The following is an 18,338-nucleotide window of genomic DNA, read 5'->3' on the forward strand; positions in this document are numbered from 1 at the left end:
GGAGATTTCCATGCGTTCTTCGCGCAGCCTTTTTCACACCGTCGCTTTTTCCGCGCTTCTCACTGCAGCGTCATTGATGGCGAGCGCAGCCAGCGCAGCCGACAAGATCACCATCATGGTCGGCGGTTATGAGAAGCAGATCTATCTGCCCGCCAAGCTTGCCGAATCCCTCGGCTACTTCAAGGACGAGGGACTTGATGTCGAGCTCCTGAACGAAGCTGCCGGCGTCGACGCCGAAAACCAGCTGCTGGCCGGCGCCGTCCAGGGCGTGGTCGGCTTCTACGACCACTGTGTCGACCTGCAGGCCAAGGGCAAGTTCGTCGAATCCATCGTCCAGTTCAGCCAGGCGCCGGGCGAGGTCGAAATGGTCTCGAGCAAACATCCTGACATCAAGTCGCCGGCCGATTTCAAAGGCAAGACCCTCGGTGTTACCGGTCTCGGCTCGTCCACCAACTTCCTGACCCTCTTCATGGCCTCGAAGGCCGGCCTGAAGCCCGGCGACGTCGTCACCGTCCCGGTCGGCGCCGGCGGCACTTTCATCGCCGCCATGCAGCAGGATCAGATCCAGGCCGGCATGACGACCGAGCCGACGATCTCGCGCCTGATCAAGACAGGCGAAGCCGGCGTGCTCGTCGATATGCGCACGGTCGAATCGACCCGAAAGGCGCTCGGCGGCACCTATCCGGCGGCTTCGCTTTACATGGAAGCCTCCTGGGTCGACGCCCACAAGGAAGAGGCGCAGAAGCTCGCCAACGCCTTCGTCAAGACGCTGAAATACATCAACACGCATTCTGCCGCCGAGATCGCGGACAAGATGCCGAAGGACTTCTACGTCGGCGACAAGGACGGCTACATCAAGGCTCTCGACGAGGGCAAGGGCATGTTCACGCCCGATGGCGTCATGCCGGAAGATGGCCCGAAGACCGTGCTTGCGGTGCTCTCGGAGTTCTCCAAGAACGTCAAGGGCAAGCAGATCGACCTTTCCAAGACCTACACGACGGAATTCGTCAAAAACGTCCAGTAAGGCGTCGCGCCGCTTCCGGCCCAACCGGAAGCGGCCTCCCGATCGATCCATGGGCATTGCGTGCACGCGCCCAAAGGCACGCCTCAGGTATCATCATGCAACATGACAACAATCAGATCCCGGCGATCGAGCTGGTCAACGTCAGCCGCCGCTTCGTCTCGCCGACCGGCAAGTCCCTTACCGCCTTGCGCGATTTCAACATGACCGTCGCACGTGGCGAGTTCGTCGCCGTCGTCGGCCCGACCGGCTGCGGCAAGTCGACGACACTCAACCTTGTGACGGGCCTCGCACGCCCGAGTGCCGGCGAAGTCCGGCTGATGGGCGGCCCGATCACCGGCATCGACCCGCGTGTCGGCTTCGCATTCCAGACCGACGCACTCTTTCCCTGGAAGAACGTCATCGACAACGTCATGGCCGGGCCGCTGTTCCGTGGCAAGTCACGCACCGAAGCGGAAAAGAGCGCCCGCGACTGGCTTGCCCGTGTCGGCCTTTCGAAGTTTGTCCACCACTATCCCCACCAGCTTTCCGGCGGCATGCGCAAGCGCGTCTCGTTGGCGCAAACCTTCATCAACGAGCCGGAAATCCTGCTGATGGACGAGCCCTTTTCGGCGCTCGACGTGCAGACCCGCACCGTCATGCACGAGGAGCTGTTGAAGCTGTGGGCGGAGCGTAAGGCCTCGGTGGTGTTCGTGACTCACGACCTCGAGGAGGCTGTCGCACTCGCCGACAAGGTCTATGTTTTGACGGCCGGCCCAGCGACGGTCAAGTCGGTCTACACGATCGATCTCCCCCGCCCCCGCGTCGTCTCGGAGATCCGCTACGAGCAGAGCTTCATCGACTACTGCAAAACGATCTGGGAGGACCTCCGCCAGGAGGTCGAGACCAGCTACCGCCGCGCCAGCGAAGCGGCCTGAGGGAGGATATCATGGCACACACCACGTTCGAGGCCGGTTCGGCCACGCTGTTTCGCCCGGGCACCTCAGACGCCGAGATCGAAGCCTCCGCACTGAAGGCGATACGGCGGCGCAACACGCTCGTGCGCTTCTGGCAGATCGCCATGCTGGTCTTCGTCATCGGCATGTGGGAGCTCTCCTCCAACATGCAGTGGATCGACCCGTTCTTCTACTCAAGCCCGAGCGGTGTTCTTCAGCGCCTCTACGAATGGGCGACCGAGGGCACGACGGAAGGGTCGCTCTGGTATAATCTGTGGGTGACGATGGAGGAGGCGCTGATCGGCTTCTTCGCGGGCTCGATCACCGGCGTCTTCGTCGGCATCGGCCTTGGCCGCAACCGCTTCCTGTCTGATATTTTCTCCGTCTACATCAAAGCGATCAACTCGATCCCGCGCGTCGTTCTTGCCCCAATCTTCATCATGATCATGGGTCTCGGCCTGCCGTCCAAGGTCGCGCTCGCCTTCATCATGGTGTTCTTCGTCGTCTTCGCCAATGCCTTCCAGGGCGTGCGCGAGGCCGACCGCAACATGATCGCCAATGCCCGCATCCTCGGCGCCTCGGACTGGCAGGTGACCCGCACAGTGGTGATCCCCTCGGCGATGAGCTGGATCTTCGCCAGCCTGCACGTCTCCTTCGGCTTTGCAATCATCGGCGCGATCGTCGGCGAATTCGTCGGCGCCCGCTTCGGCATCGGCCAGCTCATCTCGATCGCCAAGGGCACCTTCGATGCCGCCGGCATGTTCGCGGCCATCCTTCTCGTCATGGTCGTCACGCTTGTTGCGGAATACATCATGACATTGATCGAGAACCGCCTTGCCAAGTGGCGTCCGCAGCAGCACCTCGATACGCAGTAATCAAATCCGCCTCCTCCCAAGGCAGATCGAAGAGAAGGCCGGGCTCTATGCCCGGCCTTCTCTCATTTAATGCACTTAGACCGGCGCCCGCCGTTCAGAAACCCGGGGCGCCCTCACACCGCTGTAAGAGCGCGCCTGACTACCGCTATCACATCGTCCGGATGGCCGGCCTGAAAAGGTGTTCGCCGTTTCCGAACGCGGGCTCTTCGTCAATTAGCGGGGTTCGCCCGCCCGTCGGCATTGCCTTATTTCATTCGATCCACACGCGGTCATCAAGCAGCAATGCCGTTACGAATAGCGACGCGCGAGTGATCTGAGCTATCGACAATTTTAAACAGACTCACCAAATCGGTAAGTTGCTTTGTCCTTGCGCGAAGATCGGATGCGGCGCCTGTCGTCTCTTCGACCATTGCTGCGTTCTTCTGAGTAACCGTATCCATCTGGACAATCGCTGAGTTCACGTCAGCTAAACCGGTAGCTTGCTCCTGCGCGGCCGTCGCGATTGCTCCTATTAGGCTATCGATTTCGTTGACCTTGCTTACAATAACACCCAAAGTCTGGCTTGTGTTTTCGACAAGTTTGACCCCGTGCTGTACCTGTTCTGAACTCGCTGCAATGAGGCCACGGATTTCCTTGGCGGCTTCGCCCGAACGTTGCGCGAGCGCGCGTACTTCCGAAGCGACAACGGCGAATCCTTTCCCCGCGTCCCCCGCACGCGCAGCTTCGACACCGGCATTGAGCGCGAGCAAGTTTGTCTGAAAGGCGATTTCATCGATAACCGCGGTAATCTGACTGATTTCTTGGGAGCTTTTCGCAATCTTGCTCATGGCGTCTTCCGCATGGCTCATGATCTCCCCGGAACGGGCAACATCGGCTTTCGTCGCTGATGCTACCTCATTTGCCTGCCTTGCATCCTCCGATGTACGCCGGACTGTCGTGGTGATTTCCTGGATAGCGGCCGCGGTCCTTTCGATAGAATTCGCCTGCTGCTCCGTACGACGAGAAAGATCTCCTGATGCCGTTGCGATTTCCTCGGTCCCGGTGCGGATTTCTTCGGCTGCGGCGCTTATGCGATACATGGCGTCCAACAGCTCTTCCGTCGCACCATTAAAGTTCTGCTTGGCATTCTCACTCTTCGCAGGAAACTCCGCCCGGATGCGGTACGTCAGATCTCTATTGGCAAGAGCGGTAAGCGCGTCACTGAGAGTTGCCATGGAGATCCTGTCCGCTTCAGCTTCAGACTCCTTGTGTCGACGATCAAATTCTAGGCGCTCCTTCTCCGCAGCGGCGGAAATTTCAGAAAAAAAGTGATACATCGCGACCGACACATCAGCGAAGATCGACTTCAGCAGGCTTCGAATGAGTTCGCGGCGTTTGTTTGCAGTTTTCCATTTCGTGGCGTCGATCAATGTGATCGTGAGTTCCGCCGCATAGCTTGCGTAGCCCGGCGACAGATAGGCGGGATACTCGACCATCTGAGCGATGTTTCGAGCAATCGTTGCCTGTTCGGTAAAATATGCCTCTGAAAAATCTCCGGTGGCGATACGCTGGAACTTGCGCAACTCTTGCTGAAAGAGTTCCTCGGGAAGTTCTTTGAAATTCGGATCGACGGAGCGGTATGCGCAACTAAGTACATGGCGCAAATTACTCTGAATAAGGTCTCTGACCTCAGTTCCAACTCGCTTTTGCGCGTCGGTCCATCGCTGAATTTGATCTTCAATCTTTTTCATCTTGCACCATATCGTTTTAAGTATACCAGCTCTCGTATCTGCACCCCACCCGTCCCGTAGCTGTCCGAGACACAAACTTCGGGTTAGGGCAAGTAAGAATATGTCAAGGTAAACAAATCCCTACCTTTTTTCTGGCGGGTGCACTTGCTTGCAAGATGCGGATAGGCCTGCGGAAAATGGATAGACATTTTCGCATAGCGAAAGCGCTCATTCTTCTCCTACAATAAGTTCATCGCGAAGATGAGCAGCTAAAAGCCGACAGCAGACTGTTGAGACCTTCATGTCGCGGCCAATCCGAGGCTGTCGCTGCTCAATTGTGAGAATATTTTCAAGGCCCGAAGGTGCAGCTCAACGTCACCGGCCCTTCCTGGCATTTCTGCGGCTCGGCACAAGCAAGGGCGATTGCCGATCAAAGTTCAGCTCGTCAGGAGCTGGCTGGCGGAATCGACGATCCCGCGTGTGATTTCTCTGACCGAAGGCGGAAGCCCGGTTCGCGGACTTCATCCATAACTGTAGGGCGCGCTCCCCTCCCCAAGCCGGGGAAACGACCGTTGAAGCCGCGTCATAAAAATCGAGATCTGCAAAATGGCGCAGGTTACGATATGGATGATCTGAGTCGGCACGCTTCGGATGAACCTGCTGAGCGGCGGCTATGTTCGAAGTCTCGGCAAGCCCCACAATCGCATCAGTTCTGCTGGAGCTGAGATTTCTGCTTGAACCACGAAAGGGTCTCCGGATAGTCGCGACGTAGAGGTACTGCGCTTCTTAATTGGCAGCCCGTGGCCCATGTTGCTGATTGAATAAAGCGCCACCTTCATCTTGCCCGCCACCTTCCACGACTTCAAACTGCCCCAAGGCTTTTCCTCGACACGTCCGCTGGTTTCGTTAATGCGTCGGACTTCAAGCCACTGAGCAACACAGGCCAGCGCATTTACGGGATTGACAATCCTGTCGTCCCTTCCCTGCCACACGGTTATCGCGGGCCACGACTTGGCATCTGTGGGAAGCTCGGTGACAGGTAGTCCCCATCCGCCGGCTGGCGGCGTTGCACCCGCCTTCATCGCGCGCAGAGCGGACAGCGCATCACGGGCAGATCCGAAGGGCATGCCAGCGATGATCGCGGCGCCAGCGAAAAGTTCAGGATAATTCGCAACGAGCGCGCCCGTCATCGCCCCGCCGGCGGACAGCCCCGCGACGAAGATCATCGAACGATCTATCCGATGTCGTCCGCATGCGTGCTCGATCATCTGCTTGACTGAAAGCACCTCGCCGCGGTCTCGGGCGACGGCGCTCGGCCGGAACCAGTTGAAGCATCCTTGCGGATTGTTGGCCCTCCGCTGCTCTGGATAAAGGAGAACAAAACCTCGCTCTTTGGCGAGCGCGGAGAAGCCGGCTGCGACATCTAAGCTTTCGGGAGACTGACGGCAGCCATGAAGCAACACGACAAGTGCAGGGTTCTTCGGTAGCCGGGTCGCAGGTACGAAAGATTTCATGATCAGGCGGCCAGGATTGCTTCCGAACCCGGCCGTTTCGACCAAAACGGTTTTTGGAGGACGGGGTGTTGATCTCGTACGGTTCGGTTTGCGTTGCGGCGCTTTGAAAGCTTTCTCAATCAGCCTGCTGATTTTTTTCTGGGCTTTGAAAGCCCTTGAGAGCGATTTGCCGAAACTGAACTTCATACGCCTACGGTCTCAAGCCGCGACAAGAGTGTCCGGAGACCCGGCTGCGCGGCATCGCGGACAGCGTCCTTCAGCAGGAACCACTGCGTCTTGCGGATGCCTTTCTCCGGAAACGTGCTGGCGACCTTCGACACCTTCAGAAGATGAACCGCGACAGTGTAACGGTTCGTGCTGGCGTCCTTCTGATACGTGAAGCTGCCGAAGGGCGTGCTGTCGACGACGCCGATGATGCCCGCCTCCTCGAACGCCTCCCTCAAGGCAGCCGCGCTACTCAGCTCGCGGCCCTCGATATGCCCTTTCGGGACACCCCATCGGCCGTTGCGACGGCTGCCTATGAGGAGGACCTCAAACCGTCCCTTCCGATCTCGCCGGTAGCAGATGGCGCCTGCCTGCGCGACGTCGAGACTGACGACATCGTTAGAAACTTCGTTCTGGGCAGCGTCTTGAAGCATGGGCGTCCTCCCATTTCGAGCCTCGCAAAATAGAGTGGCGACACCGGCGAGTCCAGTCGACCGCTCTGGGTGCGACACGCATGATCCGGCAACTGCGTTGATATCGCCCAATCAAACCTGGAGTACATCTTCCCAAATTCAACTCAAGCCCGAGCTGCCTGGTAAAGCCCGCGTCGCGCTGCGTCGGTTGCGTTCGGCGTTCTCACTCTTCAAGCCTTTGCTTCCGGGCGCTGAGCCGCCACTGCTGAAGGATGAATTGCGCTGGCTCTCGGGCGTGCTGGATGTGCTGTTATCGCCCGCTGGCGCAAATCCATCGAATAAGATCGACCCATCGAACAAACCTCCGCAGCTGTCCAATTCAATCTGATTTGCGCCAAAACTGAATCCCGATTCAAGGAATTAGCAACACAGTCTAGTCTAAGCGAGCGGAAGCCGCACCGTCACGACGAGCCCACCGCCTTCCGCATCGTCGAGCGACACCGAACCTCCGGCCCCTTCGACGACTTCCCGAACGATCGCAAGCCCCAGGCCGCTCCCTTCGGCTTCGGTCCCCATGATCCGGTAGAAGCGTTCGAAAACCTGCTCGCGCTCGCCGCTCGGAATACCCGGGCCATTGTCCTCGACGGTGACGACGGCACTGCCGTTCGCCTGCCCGACCGCGACAGTCACCCGTCCATCGGCGCCGATATAGCGGATGGCGTTGTCTATAAGGTTGACCAGCATCTCACGTAGCATCGTGCCATCGCCCTCGACGATGACGGGGCGATCCGCTTCCAAGCCAAGATCGATGTTGCGCCTGAGCGCCTCTTCGGCATGCGCTTCCAGGATCTCGCGGGCAGCCTTGCTGAGGTCGGTCGTATCGCTGCGCGGACGGCGGCTTCCGGGCTCGGCCCGCGACAAGGTCAGGAGCTGGCTGGCGAGGCGCGAAATCTGCTTCGTGCTGGTGCGCAGGGCGAAAAGCGCTTCGTCGCGGCGTGCCGCATCGCCTTCGCGGGCCGCCACGCTCGCCTGCGTCGAGATCAGCGCCAGCGGCGTTCTGAGTTGATGGGCAGCATTCGATACGAACCGCCGCTGTGCTGCCATCTGGTTCTGGACGCGCTCCATATAGTCGTTCAGCGCCTGGACGAGCGGCCGTAATTCGCTCTGCACCATCTCGGGCGGCAGCGGATCAAGACGATTGCGCCCGCGCTGGCGCACGGCGTCCCGCAATCGCAGAGCCGGCGCCAAGCCGCGCTGAAGCCCGAGGATGGTCACCAGGCTGGCGACGAAGACCAGCACGAACTGCTTCGAAAAATCAGAAAGCCACAGCTGCCGTCGCATCGCATACTGGCTGTTATGCGTCACGGCGACAGTCACCGAGATCGTGCCGTCATCGGGAAGGCCGACGACGGGATGGTCGAGCATTAGAACGCGCACACCGGCGCCATGGAAGGTGCGATCCTCACCCGCCCGCTGGACAGCCGGCAATGGCAAATCGGGAAGACCGCTCACCAGGCTGCCCCAGGCGGTGATCACCTGGTAAGATACCCGGTCGCCGAAACCCGTATCGAACATTTCGAGCGCGGCCGGCGGCACATCCACCTGAACATTGCCGCCCTCGTCGACGCGGACGGCCTCGGCGATGACGCGAGCCGAGGCCAGAAGGGTTCGATCCGTCACCAGCTTTGCTGTCGCATCCGCCGTCCAGAAGCTGTCGTAAAGATTGAAGCCGATCGCCCCGAACAGGGTCAGCAGCACCCAGCAGAGCAACTGTACCCTCAGGCTCTGGCTGAGCCGCGCGATCGTGGCGCCCAGCTTTGTGACGAGGCTACTGGACATGTCTGAGGAGATAACCGAGCCCGCGCAACGTCGCTATCTGAACCGAACTGCTCTCGAGCTTCTTTCGGAGCCTGTGCACGTAGATTTCGATGGCGCTCGGATCCGCCTCGTCGTCGAAACCGAACACGCTTTCGGAAAGAGCGGCTTTCGAGATCGTGTTGCCGAGTTTCATGACAAGCTGTTCAAGAACGGCATATTCGCGCGGCGTCAGTTGCAGCGGTTCGCCTGCGACGAAAAACTGCCGCGTCCCACCGGAGAAACGCAGGTTGCCGACTGTGATCTCGGACGATGCCCGATCCTGGCCGCGGCGAACCACAGCACGAATCCTCGCTTCGAGCTCGGCGATTTCGAAAGGTTTGGCGAGATAGTCGTCGGCGCCGCTGTCCAGCCCCGCCACACGGCCGTCCAGGCTCGCATTCGCGGTCAGGATGATGACCGGCAGCTTGTTTCCCGACTGCCTCAATCGCTTCAAAAGCGTCAATCCGTCAAGCTTGGGCAGCGCGAGATCGAGGATCATCGCGGCATATTCCGCCACCTTGAGCATATGTTCCGCGTCTTCGCCATCATGGGCAATGTCGATAGCGTATTGAGCCTGCCGCAGGGCCTTGCCCAGCCAAGCCGCCAGATCCTTGTTGTCCTCCACCACAAGCAGTCGCATCCGACCTCCTTAGCATGTGCAGAGGGCTGGGCGGAAGCACGTCCGCAGGGTCATAAATTGAGAGGAAGAGCGGCCAGCCCGGACTTGTCTTCGGCCGCAACTGCGACATCGAGGTCTCCGCCGCCCGGCACTTCCGTTCCCCAGATCTCGATCTGGGTCAGCGCCGGAAAGGGCGAGGCATCCTCGGCCTTGATCAGGCCATGCAATTCCACCCATTCGACGATGCAGGGTTCTATGGAAAAGCTCTGGGCAGCACCTGATTTCACCAGCGGAAAGCGGGAGGTCCTGCCGCTCGAGAAAGTGACGCTGGCCTCATTCCACCAGGAATCATGCGGGAAATCGGCCCGCAGGTAGAAGACGATCTCGTCGATGCTGACCGGTCGGCCGAATTCCAGCTTCAGCGCCGCCTGCGGATCGCGATTGATGCCCCAGCTGGTATAGGGCCAGAAGCCGTGATCGTCGTTGGCCTTCTCGCCATCGATCGCATTGCGCGCGGCAAAGGCCGCTTCGCCCCGGGTCTCAACATTGGCGCGCGCATGCGGAAACAGCGCTCGGTTGGCATGGTCGTCCCAGGGGTTGAAAGCGAGATTGCGTCGACGGGCAATCTCGTCGGGCCGCGCGCTTCGCGCCGAAAGCCGGTGGATATCGCCCCTGAAAGCATTCGGCGAATAGGGCTTGCGCTTGTCGCCGAAGGGCACGGCGAGCTCATAGGCGCATTCCTTCATATAGACCAGGCCGGGTTGGATCGCGCCGTCGAGAGCGAGGAAGATATGTCCGGGCTCGGAGGCCTCCACCACCACGCGATCGCCTTCGCGATAGCTCTGTCGATAAACCAGGAAGGTCTCGTCCCGCCCTGTGGAGCTTGCCAGCACCAACCCATCGGCATCCACGATCTTCAGCGCCAATTCCATGCTCGCCCTCCTCAGACGATCTGCAATCTCAAAAGCTTGGCGATAAGCGGCACGCGCAGACGGAAGAGTTTTTCCGGCCAGGCCGATCTCAGCCTGATGTCATTCACCTCGATCTGGTCGATTTCGATCGAGCCGGCGCCCTCGACGAAGATGCTGCCGAGATCGGCGAGATCGATCCTCTCCGATGTGATGGTCGGCGCGAGGCACGTCATCAGCGACAAGACCGCCGGTTTATCCCCGTCATGAGCGTCTGTGATTTCGACATGGCGGCCGCGCAGCAGGGAAACGGCACGGCGATAGCTGCGGACTTCCGCTTCCGGGGGATAGGCGCCTGAAATCTCGAGCGATATGCGCGCGCTGTCCTCGCCGAATTCGACCTCGACATCGCGCGCGCCGAAGGTTCCGCCGGCCGATTGCATTACGCCTTCGAAGGTCGGCAGGTTGTGATAAGCCGACTGCATCGTCCATATTTCGTAGCGCCGCGGCGAGAAGGTCTTGGCCGTATAGGTCTCGACGCCGACATCAATCAGCAAGGGTCGTCCGTCTTTGTAGAGTGTCACGCTGCCGACATCGTTGTGATTGTGACCCTCGCCATTGTTGCCGCCCTTGACCGCCAGGGAAAACTGACCGTCGCGGGCGACGAACAGGCCGATGCCGGGATAGAAGATGCCGCGCGGGGGTTCCGGACGCGTCTTCGCCACGGCAAGCGTTCCGACCAGCAATTCCTGGACGCGATACCAGAGGTTCCATTCCCCGGGCAGGTGCGGACTATCCGCTGTCGCCCTGTCGGCTGCCGCAAACTCCGCCAGCCTCTCGGAGCCGACCGCCTTTCCTAACAGATATTCGCGTGCGCTGCAGGGCTCGACCACGGCCGAGGAATCCGCGAAGTTGAAATAATAGTGGCCGGCCACGTGCATGTCGGCAATATATTCGGCCATGTTGCGGATCTTCGGCTGCCGCCAGATTTTGTCGAACAGGCCGGGCGCCGCATGATCCAAAACGGTCAGCGCGCCGTGAAGGCAGAGCGCGGCATGGCGGTAATAGACGACACCCTCCTCGCAGGCCCCGTCCTCGGCATAGTCCTTGAGGAATGCATCGAGGCTGCCGAGCGCTTTTTCGACGACGGCGCGACGCGTCGGCTGATCGGTCTGCAGCGAGAAGGTCGTCAACAGGACGTTCTGGCTTATCCAGGCCGTCCAGTTATTCATCCTCTCCTCGCCGCGGCCCATCCACCAGGAATGCCGGCCGAGATAGGGTGTAAGGATGCGAGCCTCGATCTCGCGCTTCACGCGCGCCGAAATCTCAGAACTGATGCCGTCAAGCTCGTCGCCGAGCAGGGCAACGACGGTGGCAAGCAGGGCAGCGGTTTCGGCGGCGAAAAGATCGACAACCGGCTGCGAACTGTCGGGCAGCGGCAGCCGCGCACCGCTGCGCTCATAGGCATTGTGCGCCGGAAGCTGCCAGCCGCTCTCCTCCGCGATCAGGAAGATACCGTCGACAATCCCAGGCAGGAACCGTCCACCCGCTTCGACAAGTTCGCCCAGCACCAGATCGTTGAGCATTCGGCGCCGCGAGAAATAAAGCGCCTCGAAACGCGAGCGGTTGCCGGTCTCGGTATACTCCCGGTAATCGGCGGCTGCGATGAGGGGCCAGGCCCGCGCAAGGGTGGCTTCGGCCGCGCGCACGACCACATCCCGCGTCGCCTGCGGCACGGAATTCCATCTGGCGCGATCGGAGCAGACGGCTCCCGGCGTGAAATCACCCAGGATGTCCGGCAATTCCCCTGAAATCTCGCTGAACATGTCCCTCCCCGCACCGGAAAGCCTCGACAGGCGCTTGGCTTAGATTTCCCACCTATCATATGTTTTCGGCGTACGCCATAAAATTTGTATGATCTATTCAGAACTTGTTTGACCAATACCGGAGATGTGCTATGTCGTGAGCAGGAGGAAGTTGGCGGTATTCGGCCGCCCGGATGTTCCGGATTGAGGATCTGGGAATCTCCGCGAGCCGTCAGCTGCAGAATGTTCGCCCAGGAGGAAGCACCGGTGTCCATATCGAATTCGGTCATCGCCAGGGATGGCGCTCCGGCAATTTCCAGCCGGAAAGTCACCGCCCTGTCCAAGCGCCAGCGCAAGCTGCGCAATGCGCTCGTCGCCTATTCCTTCATCGCGCCGAATTTCATTGGTTTCGCCGTCTTCACGCTCGGCCCGATCCTCTTCGCCTTCGCGCTTGCCTTCATGCATTGGGACGGCTCGAATGCGATCACATTCGCCGGGCTGGATAATTTCTGGCGCCTCTTAGAGGACAAGGCGTTCATCGCCGCGTTCTGGAACACGGTCATCTATACGGTCGCCTCGGTGCCGGCGACGCTGCTGTGCGCGCTCGGCCTCGCCGTTCTCCTCAACCAGAAGATCGTGGGACGGAATTTCTTCCGCACCGCGATGTTCTTCCCCTATGTCGCCTCACTGGTGGCCGTCGCCGTCGTCTGGAACATGATCTTCAATCCCGAGATGGGGCCGGTGAACATGATCCTCTACACGCTCGGCCTCGATCCCAAGAACATGCCGGGATGGGCCGCCGATCGCCATTGGGCGATGGTAACGGTGATCCTCTTCGGCATCTGGAAGAACATGGGTTACTACATGGTCATCTATCTGGCCGGCCTGCAGGGCATCAATGCGGAGCTCTACGAGGCGGCCGATCTCGATGGCGCCAATTCCTGGCAGAAATTCATCCATGTCACCGTGCCGCAGCTCGGACCGACCACTTTCTTCGTCACCGTCATGCTGACGATCCAGTCCTTCAAAGTGTTCGACCAGATCTACATGATCACCCAGGGCGGCCCCGGCACCTCGACGCTCGTTCTCGTCTACCACATCTATAACGAGGCCTTTATTTCCTGGGATCTCGGTTATTCCAGCATGGTTTCGCTGGTGCTTTTCTTCCTCGTGCTCGCCGTCACGGTCTTCCAGTTCCGGCGCCAGAGGGAGGACGAGGCATGAGGATCGCCGGACGCAAGGTCACTCTCAAAACGGTCCTTCTCTATGCCATCGTCATCACGGTGACGCTGGTCATGCTGATGCCCTTCGCCTGGATGCTTTCGGCGTCGCTGAAGCTCAGCCGCGACGTCTTCGCCTTTCCGATCGAGTGGATACCGTCCGAGCCGCAATGGCAAAACTATGTGGATATCTGGACGAAGATCCCGCTCGCCCTTTTCATCTACAACACCTCGAAGCTGACGATCATCGTTACGCTGCTGCAGCTGCTCACCTCCAGCTTCGCCGCCTACGCCTTTGCCAAGCTGAATTTTCCTTACAAAAACACGCTGTTTCTCGGCTATATCGCCACCATCGCCATGCCCTGGCAGGTCTACATGGTGCCGCAATTCCTGCTGATGCGCGAGTTCGGCCTCAACAACACGCATCTGGCGCTGATCTGCCTGCAGGCTTTCACCGCTTTCGGCGTCTTCCTGATGCGGCAGTTCTACATGTCGATCCCGACCGAGCTTTGCGAAGCGGCCCGCATCGACGGCATGAACGAGTACCAGATCTGGGCGCGCATCATGCTGCCGCTCTCCAAGCCCGCGCTCTCGACGCTGACGATCTTCACCTTCGTCACCACCTGGAACGATTTCCTCGGGCCGATGATCTATCTCACCAAGACCGAGCTGAAGACCGTCCAGATCGGCCTGCGCATGTTCATCTCGCAATATTCGGCCGAATACGGGCTGATCATGGCGGCCTCCGTCGTCGCCCTCATCCCGGTTCTCGTCGTCTTCCTCTCTCTCCAGCGCTTCTTCGTCGAGGGCATCGCCTCGACGGGACTGAAGGGTTAAATCCCATGAACGCCGTTTCCTCAGTCGCCCCGCAACCGATCACCGATGAGGAAGTGAAAGCCGCGCTCGATCTTGCCGTCGAGCAGGTCAGGCGCAACCTCCCCGAATTTACCCATGCGTCGCAGAACCATTCGAGCGTCGGTAATTTTTATCCCGCCGTGGTAAACGACCAATGGACCGCGGGCTTCTGGCCCGGAGAGCTGTGGCTTGCTTTCGAGCATAGCGGCGATCCGGTCTTCCGGCAGGCCGCGCAGGTCCAGGTCCAGTCGTTCCTGCATCGGATCGTCAATCGCATCGAGACCGACCATCACGATATGGGCTTTCTCTATTCGCCCTCGTGCATTGCCGCCTGGAAGCTCGTAGGAGACGAGGACGGCCGCAGGGCCGCGATCCTCGCTGCCGATCAACTGATCGAACGCTTCCAGCCGATCGGCCAGTTCATCCAGGCCTGGGGCCACAAGGGCAAGGCGGAGGAATACCGCTATATCATCGACTGCCTTTTGAACCTGCCACTGCTCTACTGGGCAAGCCGCGAGACCGGCGATCCGAAATACCGTGAGATCGCGCTCACCCACGCCCGCACCACGCTCGCCAATTCGGTGCGGCCTGACGATTCCACCTACCACACCTTCTACATGGACCTAGTGACCGGCGCGCCGGTGCGCGGCGCCACCAAACAGGGCTACCGGGACGACAGCGCCTGGGCGCGCGGCCAGGCCTGGGGGATATCAGGCATGGCGGTCTCCTATCGCTATGAGCGGATCGAGGAATATCGCCAGACTTTCGACCGGCTGCTCACCTTCTATCTCAACCGGCTGCCGGCCGACATGGTGCCCTATTGGGATCTGGTTTTTTCGGACGGCGACGGCGAGCCGCGCGACAGCTCGTCGGCGTCGATCACCGCCTGCGGCCTGCTCGAAATGGCCGAGCTCGTCGAAGCCGAAGCCGCCGAGCGTTACCGCACCCTGGCGCGGCGCATGATGAAGAGCCTTGCCGATCACTATGCGGTTAGGGATTCCGCGATCTCGAACGGCCTGGTGCTGCACGCCACCTACTCGAAGAAATCGCCGTTCAACACCTGCCGCGGCGAAGGCGTCGATGAATGCGTCTCCTGGGGAGACTATTATTACATGGAAGCTTTGACGCGGCTGTCGCGGCGCTGGTCTTCCTATTGGTGACGTCAGGAGGACCCGATGGCCAGCATTTCGCTTAAAGAGCTGAACAAATCCTACGGCGCGCTCACCGTCGTCCACGATATCGATCTGGAGATCGCCGACAAGGAATTCATCATCCTGGTCGGTCCCTCCGGCTGCGGAAAATCGACGACGCTCAGGATGATCGCCGGCCTTGAGGAGATCTCCGGCGGCGAACTCAAGATCGGCGGCGACGTCATGAACGACGTCCCCTCCAAGGACCGGGATATCGCCATGGTCTTCCAGAACTATGCGCTCTATCCGCATATGACCGTCTACAAGAACATGGCCTTCGGCCTGCAGCTGAGGAAAGTCTCGCGCGATTTCATCGATAAGCAGGTCCAGGATGCTGCCAAGATCCTCGACATCACCCATCTCCTCAACCGCAAGCCGAAGGCGCTTTCGGGCGGCCAGCGCCAGCGCGTGGCGCTCGGCCGCGCCATGGTGCGCAATCCCGCCGTCTTCCTCCTCGACGAGCCGCTGTCCAACCTCGACGCCAAGCTGCGCGGCACGATGCGCTCTGAGATCACCAAGCTGCACAAGCGCCTCAACGCCACCTTCATCTATGTCACCCACGACCAGGTGGAAGCGATGACCATGGCCGACCGGATCGTCGTCATGAAGGACGGGCACATCCAGCAGGTCGATACGCCGCAGAATCTCTACGACCGTCCCATCAACATGTTCGTCGCCGGCTTCATCGGCGCGCCGCAGATGAACATGCTGCCCTCGACCATCCTGCGCCGAGGCGACGGCTATGTCGCGGTCTTCGATGGAAGGGAACTGCCGCTGCCCGATCATTTCGACAAGAGCAGGATCGCGCCTTACGAGGGTCGCGAACTGGTGCTCGGCATCCGCCCGGAGAATTTCCACGAACTGCCGCCGGCCGACATTCCGGCCGAAAACCTGGCGCCGCTGAAGGCGGTGGTCGAACTTGCCGAACCGATGGGCTCGGAAGTGCATCTGAACATGATAGCCGGCGGGCGCAATCTCATTGCCCGTGTGTCGCCGCGCTTCCGGCCTGATATCGGCGAGGAGGCGACGCTGGTCGCCGACATGAGCGTTGCGCAGCTGTTCGACAAGGAAACGGAACGCTCGATTCTTTACTGAGCGCCGAGGGAGACGGCCATGCAGTGGTTGCGGGATATGTGGACGAAGGAGGGGCCGGGCATTGCCAAGGATGCGCCGAAGAGGACCGGTCTTGCCTTGTTCGCCGAAATCCTCGTCCGCGAATGGTGGGAGATGGTCAAGCTCAACATCCTGTTCATCGTCGCCAGCCTGCTCGTGGTGACGCTGCCGGCAGCTCTCGTCGCCATGGCCCGGGTCTCGGTGGCTTTGGTGGAAGATCGCAACACCTATCTCCTCAGGGACTTCACGGACGCTTTTCTGCGCTACTTCTGGCGCGCCACCGCCTGGGGCCTGGCGTTGGGTGGCGCCCTCGCAATCGGCATCCATGCTGTCGTCACCTATGCCGCCGGCGCGCGCGACAACCTGTTGCTAAGCGCGCCGCTGGCGATTGCCCTCGTCGCCACCGCCTTCGTCGCGGTTCTTGCCTGCCATCTCATCGTTCTGATGGTGATGCGCGATCTGCCGGCGTTGCGGCTCCTGCGCCTCGCCGCGCTCGCATCCGTCATCCGTCCGCTCCCGGCGCTTGCAGCACTCGCCGTCGTCGCCAGCCTCTGGCTGGCGCATATCCTCTTCTATCCGGTGTCCGTGTTCATGCCGGCAACCTTCAATTTTTCACTCGGAATGTTCGCCGTCGCATTCGGCGTCCATCGGGCGACGGTGCTGGTTCTGGACCTGCCAGAGGCAATGCAGCCGCACCGGCGCTTCATAAAATAACGAATCCACAGACGATCCAGGGAAGGAGAACGGGAATGTATTTGGATAAATTCGGGAGGACGATGAAACTTGCCTTGGCAGGTTTCACCTTGGCCGCGACAACGGCCGGCGCAGCACTTGCCGAGGACGCCGTGACGCTCAAATGGGCTTTGTGGGACTGGGACAAGACCGCCTACTACAAACCGTTGATCGAGGCCTATCAGGCCAAACATCCGAACGTGAAGTTCGAGCCGATGGACCTCGGTTCGCAGGACTATCAGCAGATGATTTCGACGCAGCTGACCGGCGGCTCGAAAGACATCGACATCGTCACCATCAAGGATGTGCCGGGCTACACCAACCTGGTGCGCGCCGGCAATATCGCCGATCTCAGCAGCTTCGTGACCGAGCAGAAGATCGATCCGGCGCCCTATGGCGGCCTGATCGAGGAACTGACCATCGACGGCAAGATCTATTCGCTGCCGTTCCGCTCCGACTTCTGGATCGTCTACTACAACAAGGACATATTCGATAAATCAGGCGTCCCCTACCCCACGAATGACATGACCTGGGCTCAGTTCGACGCGACCGCCGAGAAGCTTACGGGCGGCATGGGCACCAACAAGACCTATGGCGCGCTGCTGCATACCTGGCGTTCGACCGTCCAGCTGCCCGGCATCCTCGACGGGAAACACACGCTCGTCGATGGCGACTACGCCTTCCTCAAGCCCTGGTACGAGCGGGCGCTCACTCTGCAGAAGGATGGCGCCATCCCCTCCTATGCCTTCCTGAAGACATCGAACACGCATTATTCGGCGCTGTTCTTCAACGGCACCATCGGCATGCTGCCGATGGGAACCTGGTTCGTCGGCACGCAGATCGCCAAGGTGAAATCGGGTGAATCGAAGAGCAAGAACTGGGGCATTGTGAAGTTCCCGCATCCGGACGGCGTGGCAGCCGGCACAACGGCTGCGCAGATCTCGGGGCTGGCGGTCAACGCCAATTCCGAGCACAAGGCTGCAGCTCTGGATTTCATCAAGTTCGTCACCGGTCCCGAGGGCGCGGCAGTCATCGCGTCAACGGGCACCTTCCCGGCGCTCAAGACCGCTGACGTCAGCGCAAAGATCACGGCAACGCCCGGTTTCCCGCAGGACGCGGCCAGCAAGGAAGCGCTGATACCGTCGAAGGCCTATCTGGAGATGGCGGTCAATCCGAACGCCGCCAAGATCGAGGTCGTGCTCAATCGCGTGCATGACGCTGTCATGACCGACAATACCTCGATCGACGACGGATTGAAGGAAATGACCGAAGGCGTGAAGGCCATCAAGTAGACCTTACGAGGCGCTGACGGCCGCGGCCTGTTACCTGGTCCGCGGCCGTCCTGTTCCCATGAATTTCGAGCCTGAT

General features: G+C 60.2%; 17 protein-coding genes. 10 read left to right on the top strand and 7 right to left on the bottom strand.

The features are described from left to right. Nucleotides 1–10: 10 nt before the first annotated feature. The 3 genes from QMO82_RS06040 (at nt 11) to QMO82_RS06050 (ending at nt 2,831) form a co-directional block, all read left to right on the top strand. Nucleotides 11–1,024, top strand: a complete 1,014-nt coding sequence (locus QMO82_RS06040) for an ABC transporter substrate-binding protein (protein ID WP_183609257.1) — start codon at nt 11–13, stop codon at nt 1,022–1,024. Between the two features lie 95 nt (nt 1,025–1,119). Further along, nucleotides 1,120–1,938 (top strand): ABC transporter ATP-binding protein, encoded by an 819-nt coding sequence (locus tag QMO82_RS06045; protein WP_183609258.1) that lies wholly within the window; start codon nt 1,120–1,122, stop codon nt 1,936–1,938. 11 nt (nt 1,939–1,949) lie between these two features. Further along, the gene (locus QMO82_RS06050; RefSeq protein ID WP_183609259.1) at nt 1,950–2,831 is read left to right on the top strand and encodes an ABC transporter permease; all 882 of its coding nucleotides are present in this window, start codon (nt 1,950–1,952) and stop codon (nt 2,829–2,831) included. Between the two features lie 272 nt (nt 2,832–3,103). On the opposite strand, the gene QMO82_RS06055 is transcribed toward QMO82_RS06050, so the two are convergent. The 3 genes from QMO82_RS06055 to QMO82_RS06065 all read right to left on the bottom strand — a co-directional run bounded on the left by QMO82_RS06055 (nt 3,104) and on the right by QMO82_RS06065 (nt 6,692). Further along, nucleotides 3,104–4,561, bottom strand: coding sequence for a methyl-accepting chemotaxis protein (locus QMO82_RS06055; protein ID WP_183609260.1), 1,458 nt, complete (start codon nt 4,559–4,561; stop codon nt 3,104–3,106). Between the two features lie 650 nt (nt 4,562–5,211). Beyond that, nucleotides 5,212–6,240 (bottom strand): PHB depolymerase family esterase, encoded by a 1,029-nt coding sequence (locus tag QMO82_RS06060; protein WP_183609261.1) that lies wholly within the window; start codon nt 6,238–6,240, stop codon nt 5,212–5,214. After that, nucleotides 6,237–6,692: an NUDIX hydrolase gene (locus QMO82_RS06065; protein WP_183609262.1), complete on the bottom strand. Its 456-nt coding sequence runs from the start codon at nt 6,690–6,692 to the stop codon at nt 6,237–6,239. Before QMO82_RS06065 ends, QMO82_RS06060 begins: the two co-directional genes overlap by 4 nt. Before the next feature lie 97 nt (nt 6,693–6,789). Here QMO82_RS06065 and QMO82_RS06070 point away from each other — a divergent pair, with 97 nt between their 5' ends. Continuing rightward, nucleotides 6,790–7,059 (top strand): CHAD domain-containing protein, encoded by a 270-nt coding sequence (locus QMO82_RS06070; protein ID WP_246718366.1) that lies wholly within the window; start codon nt 6,790–6,792, stop codon nt 7,057–7,059. A gap of 50 nt (nt 7,060–7,109) precedes the next feature. Here QMO82_RS06070 and QMO82_RS06075 read toward each other — a convergent pair whose 3' ends face one another. The 4 genes from QMO82_RS06075 to QMO82_RS06090 are packed head-to-tail and all read right to left on the bottom strand — an operon-like array spanning nt 7,110 to nt 11,881. Continuing rightward, complete coding sequence (locus tag QMO82_RS06075) at nt 7,110–8,510, bottom strand: sensor histidine kinase (RefSeq protein ID WP_183609263.1); 1,401 nt, start codon at nt 8,508–8,510, stop codon at nt 7,110–7,112. Next, the gene (locus QMO82_RS06080) at nt 8,500–9,168 is read right to left on the bottom strand and encodes a response regulator (protein WP_183609264.1); all 669 of its coding nucleotides are present in this window, start codon (nt 9,166–9,168) and stop codon (nt 8,500–8,502) included. The genes QMO82_RS06075 and QMO82_RS06080 overlap by 11 nt, the downstream gene beginning before the upstream one ends. A gap of 50 nt (nt 9,169–9,218) precedes the next feature. Beyond that, nucleotides 9,219–10,079 (bottom strand): carbohydrate-binding protein, encoded by an 861-nt coding sequence (locus tag QMO82_RS06085; protein ID WP_183609265.1) that lies wholly within the window; start codon nt 10,077–10,079, stop codon nt 9,219–9,221. An 11-nt stretch (nt 10,080–10,090) separates the two neighbouring features. Continuing rightward, nucleotides 10,091–11,881 carry a heparinase II/III family protein gene (locus QMO82_RS06090; RefSeq protein WP_183609266.1) on the bottom strand — a complete coding sequence of 597 codons (1,791 nt, stop codon included), beginning with the start codon at nt 11,879–11,881 and terminating at the stop codon, nt 10,091–10,093. Nucleotides 11,882–12,103: 222 nt separating this feature from the next. Between QMO82_RS06090 and QMO82_RS06095 the strand changes: the two genes are divergently transcribed. The 6 genes from QMO82_RS06095 to QMO82_RS06120 are packed head-to-tail and all read left to right on the top strand — an operon-like array spanning nt 12,104 to nt 18,262. Continuing rightward, a complete protein-coding gene (locus QMO82_RS06095; protein ID WP_183609267.1) occupies nt 12,104–13,084 on the top strand; it encodes a carbohydrate ABC transporter permease in 981 nt (326 codons plus the stop codon). Continuing rightward, nucleotides 13,081–13,917: a carbohydrate ABC transporter permease gene (locus QMO82_RS06100; RefSeq protein WP_097618714.1), complete on the top strand. Its 837-nt coding sequence runs from the start codon at nt 13,081–13,083 to the stop codon at nt 13,915–13,917. Before QMO82_RS06095 ends, QMO82_RS06100 begins: the two co-directional genes overlap by 4 nt. A gap of 5 nt (nt 13,918–13,922) precedes the next feature. Continuing rightward, complete coding sequence (locus tag QMO82_RS06105) at nt 13,923–15,095, top strand: glycoside hydrolase family 88 protein (protein ID WP_183609268.1); 1,173 nt, start codon at nt 13,923–13,925, stop codon at nt 15,093–15,095. A 15-nt stretch (nt 15,096–15,110) separates the two neighbouring features. After that, complete coding sequence (locus QMO82_RS06110) at nt 15,111–16,220, top strand: ABC transporter ATP-binding protein (protein WP_183609269.1); 1,110 nt, start codon at nt 15,111–15,113, stop codon at nt 16,218–16,220. Between the two features lie 18 nt (nt 16,221–16,238). Beyond that, a complete protein-coding gene (locus tag QMO82_RS06115; protein ID WP_183609270.1) occupies nt 16,239–16,952 on the top strand; it encodes a YesL family protein in 714 nt (237 codons plus the stop codon). A gap of 35 nt (nt 16,953–16,987) precedes the next feature. Further along, nucleotides 16,988–18,262 carry a sugar ABC transporter substrate-binding protein gene (locus QMO82_RS06120; RefSeq protein ID WP_183609271.1) on the top strand — a complete coding sequence of 425 codons (1,275 nt, stop codon included), beginning with the start codon at nt 16,988–16,990 and terminating at the stop codon, nt 18,260–18,262. Nucleotides 18,263–18,338 lie beyond the last annotated feature (76 nt).

The organism is Rhizobium sp. BT04 (genome assembly GCF_030053135.1).
Classification (GTDB): domain Bacteria; phylum Pseudomonadota; class Alphaproteobacteria; order Rhizobiales; family Rhizobiaceae; genus Rhizobium; species Rhizobium binxianense.

Bases quoted from the DNA above. Each gene is read 5' to 3' on its own strand.
- QMO82_RS06040 (WP_183609257.1), top strand. From the start codon at position 11: ATGCGTTCTTCGCGCAGCCTTTTTCACACCGTCGCTTTTTCCGCGCTT.
- QMO82_RS06045 (WP_183609258.1), top strand. From the start codon at position 1,120: ATGCAACATGACAACAATCAGATCCCGGCGATCGAGCTGGTCAACGTC.
- QMO82_RS06050 (WP_183609259.1), top strand. From the start codon at position 1,950: ATGGCACACACCACGTTCGAGGCCGGTTCGGCCACGCTGTTTCGCCCG.
- QMO82_RS06055 (WP_183609260.1), bottom strand. From the start codon at position 4,561: ATGAAAAAGATTGAAGATCAAATTCAGCGATGGACCGACGCGCAAAAG.
- QMO82_RS06060 (WP_183609261.1), bottom strand. From the start codon at position 6,240: ATGAAGTTCAGTTTCGGCAAATCGCTCTCAAGGGCTTTCAAAGCCCAG.
- QMO82_RS06065 (WP_183609262.1), bottom strand. From the start codon at position 6,692: ATGCTTCAAGACGCTGCCCAGAACGAAGTTTCTAACGATGTCGTCAGT.
- QMO82_RS06075 (WP_183609263.1), bottom strand. From the start codon at position 8,510: ATGTCCAGTAGCCTCGTCACAAAGCTGGGCGCCACGATCGCGCGGCTC.
- QMO82_RS06080 (WP_183609264.1), bottom strand. From the start codon at position 9,168: ATGCGACTGCTTGTGGTGGAGGACAACAAGGATCTGGCGGCTTGGCTG.
- QMO82_RS06085 (WP_183609265.1), bottom strand. From the start codon at position 10,079: ATGGAATTGGCGCTGAAGATCGTGGATGCCGATGGGTTGGTGCTGGCA.
- QMO82_RS06090 (WP_183609266.1), bottom strand. From the start codon at position 11,881: ATGTTCAGCGAGATTTCAGGGGAATTGCCGGACATCCTGGGTGATTTC.
- QMO82_RS06095 (WP_183609267.1), top strand. From the start codon at position 12,104: ATGTTCGCCCAGGAGGAAGCACCGGTGTCCATATCGAATTCGGTCATC.
- QMO82_RS06100 (WP_097618714.1), top strand. From the start codon at position 13,081: ATGAGGATCGCCGGACGCAAGGTCACTCTCAAAACGGTCCTTCTCTAT.
- QMO82_RS06105 (WP_183609268.1), top strand. From the start codon at position 13,923: ATGAACGCCGTTTCCTCAGTCGCCCCGCAACCGATCACCGATGAGGAA.
- QMO82_RS06110 (WP_183609269.1), top strand. From the start codon at position 15,111: ATGGCCAGCATTTCGCTTAAAGAGCTGAACAAATCCTACGGCGCGCTC.
- QMO82_RS06115 (WP_183609270.1), top strand. From the start codon at position 16,239: ATGCAGTGGTTGCGGGATATGTGGACGAAGGAGGGGCCGGGCATTGCC.
- QMO82_RS06120 (WP_183609271.1), top strand. From the start codon at position 16,988: ATGTATTTGGATAAATTCGGGAGGACGATGAAACTTGCCTTGGCAGGT.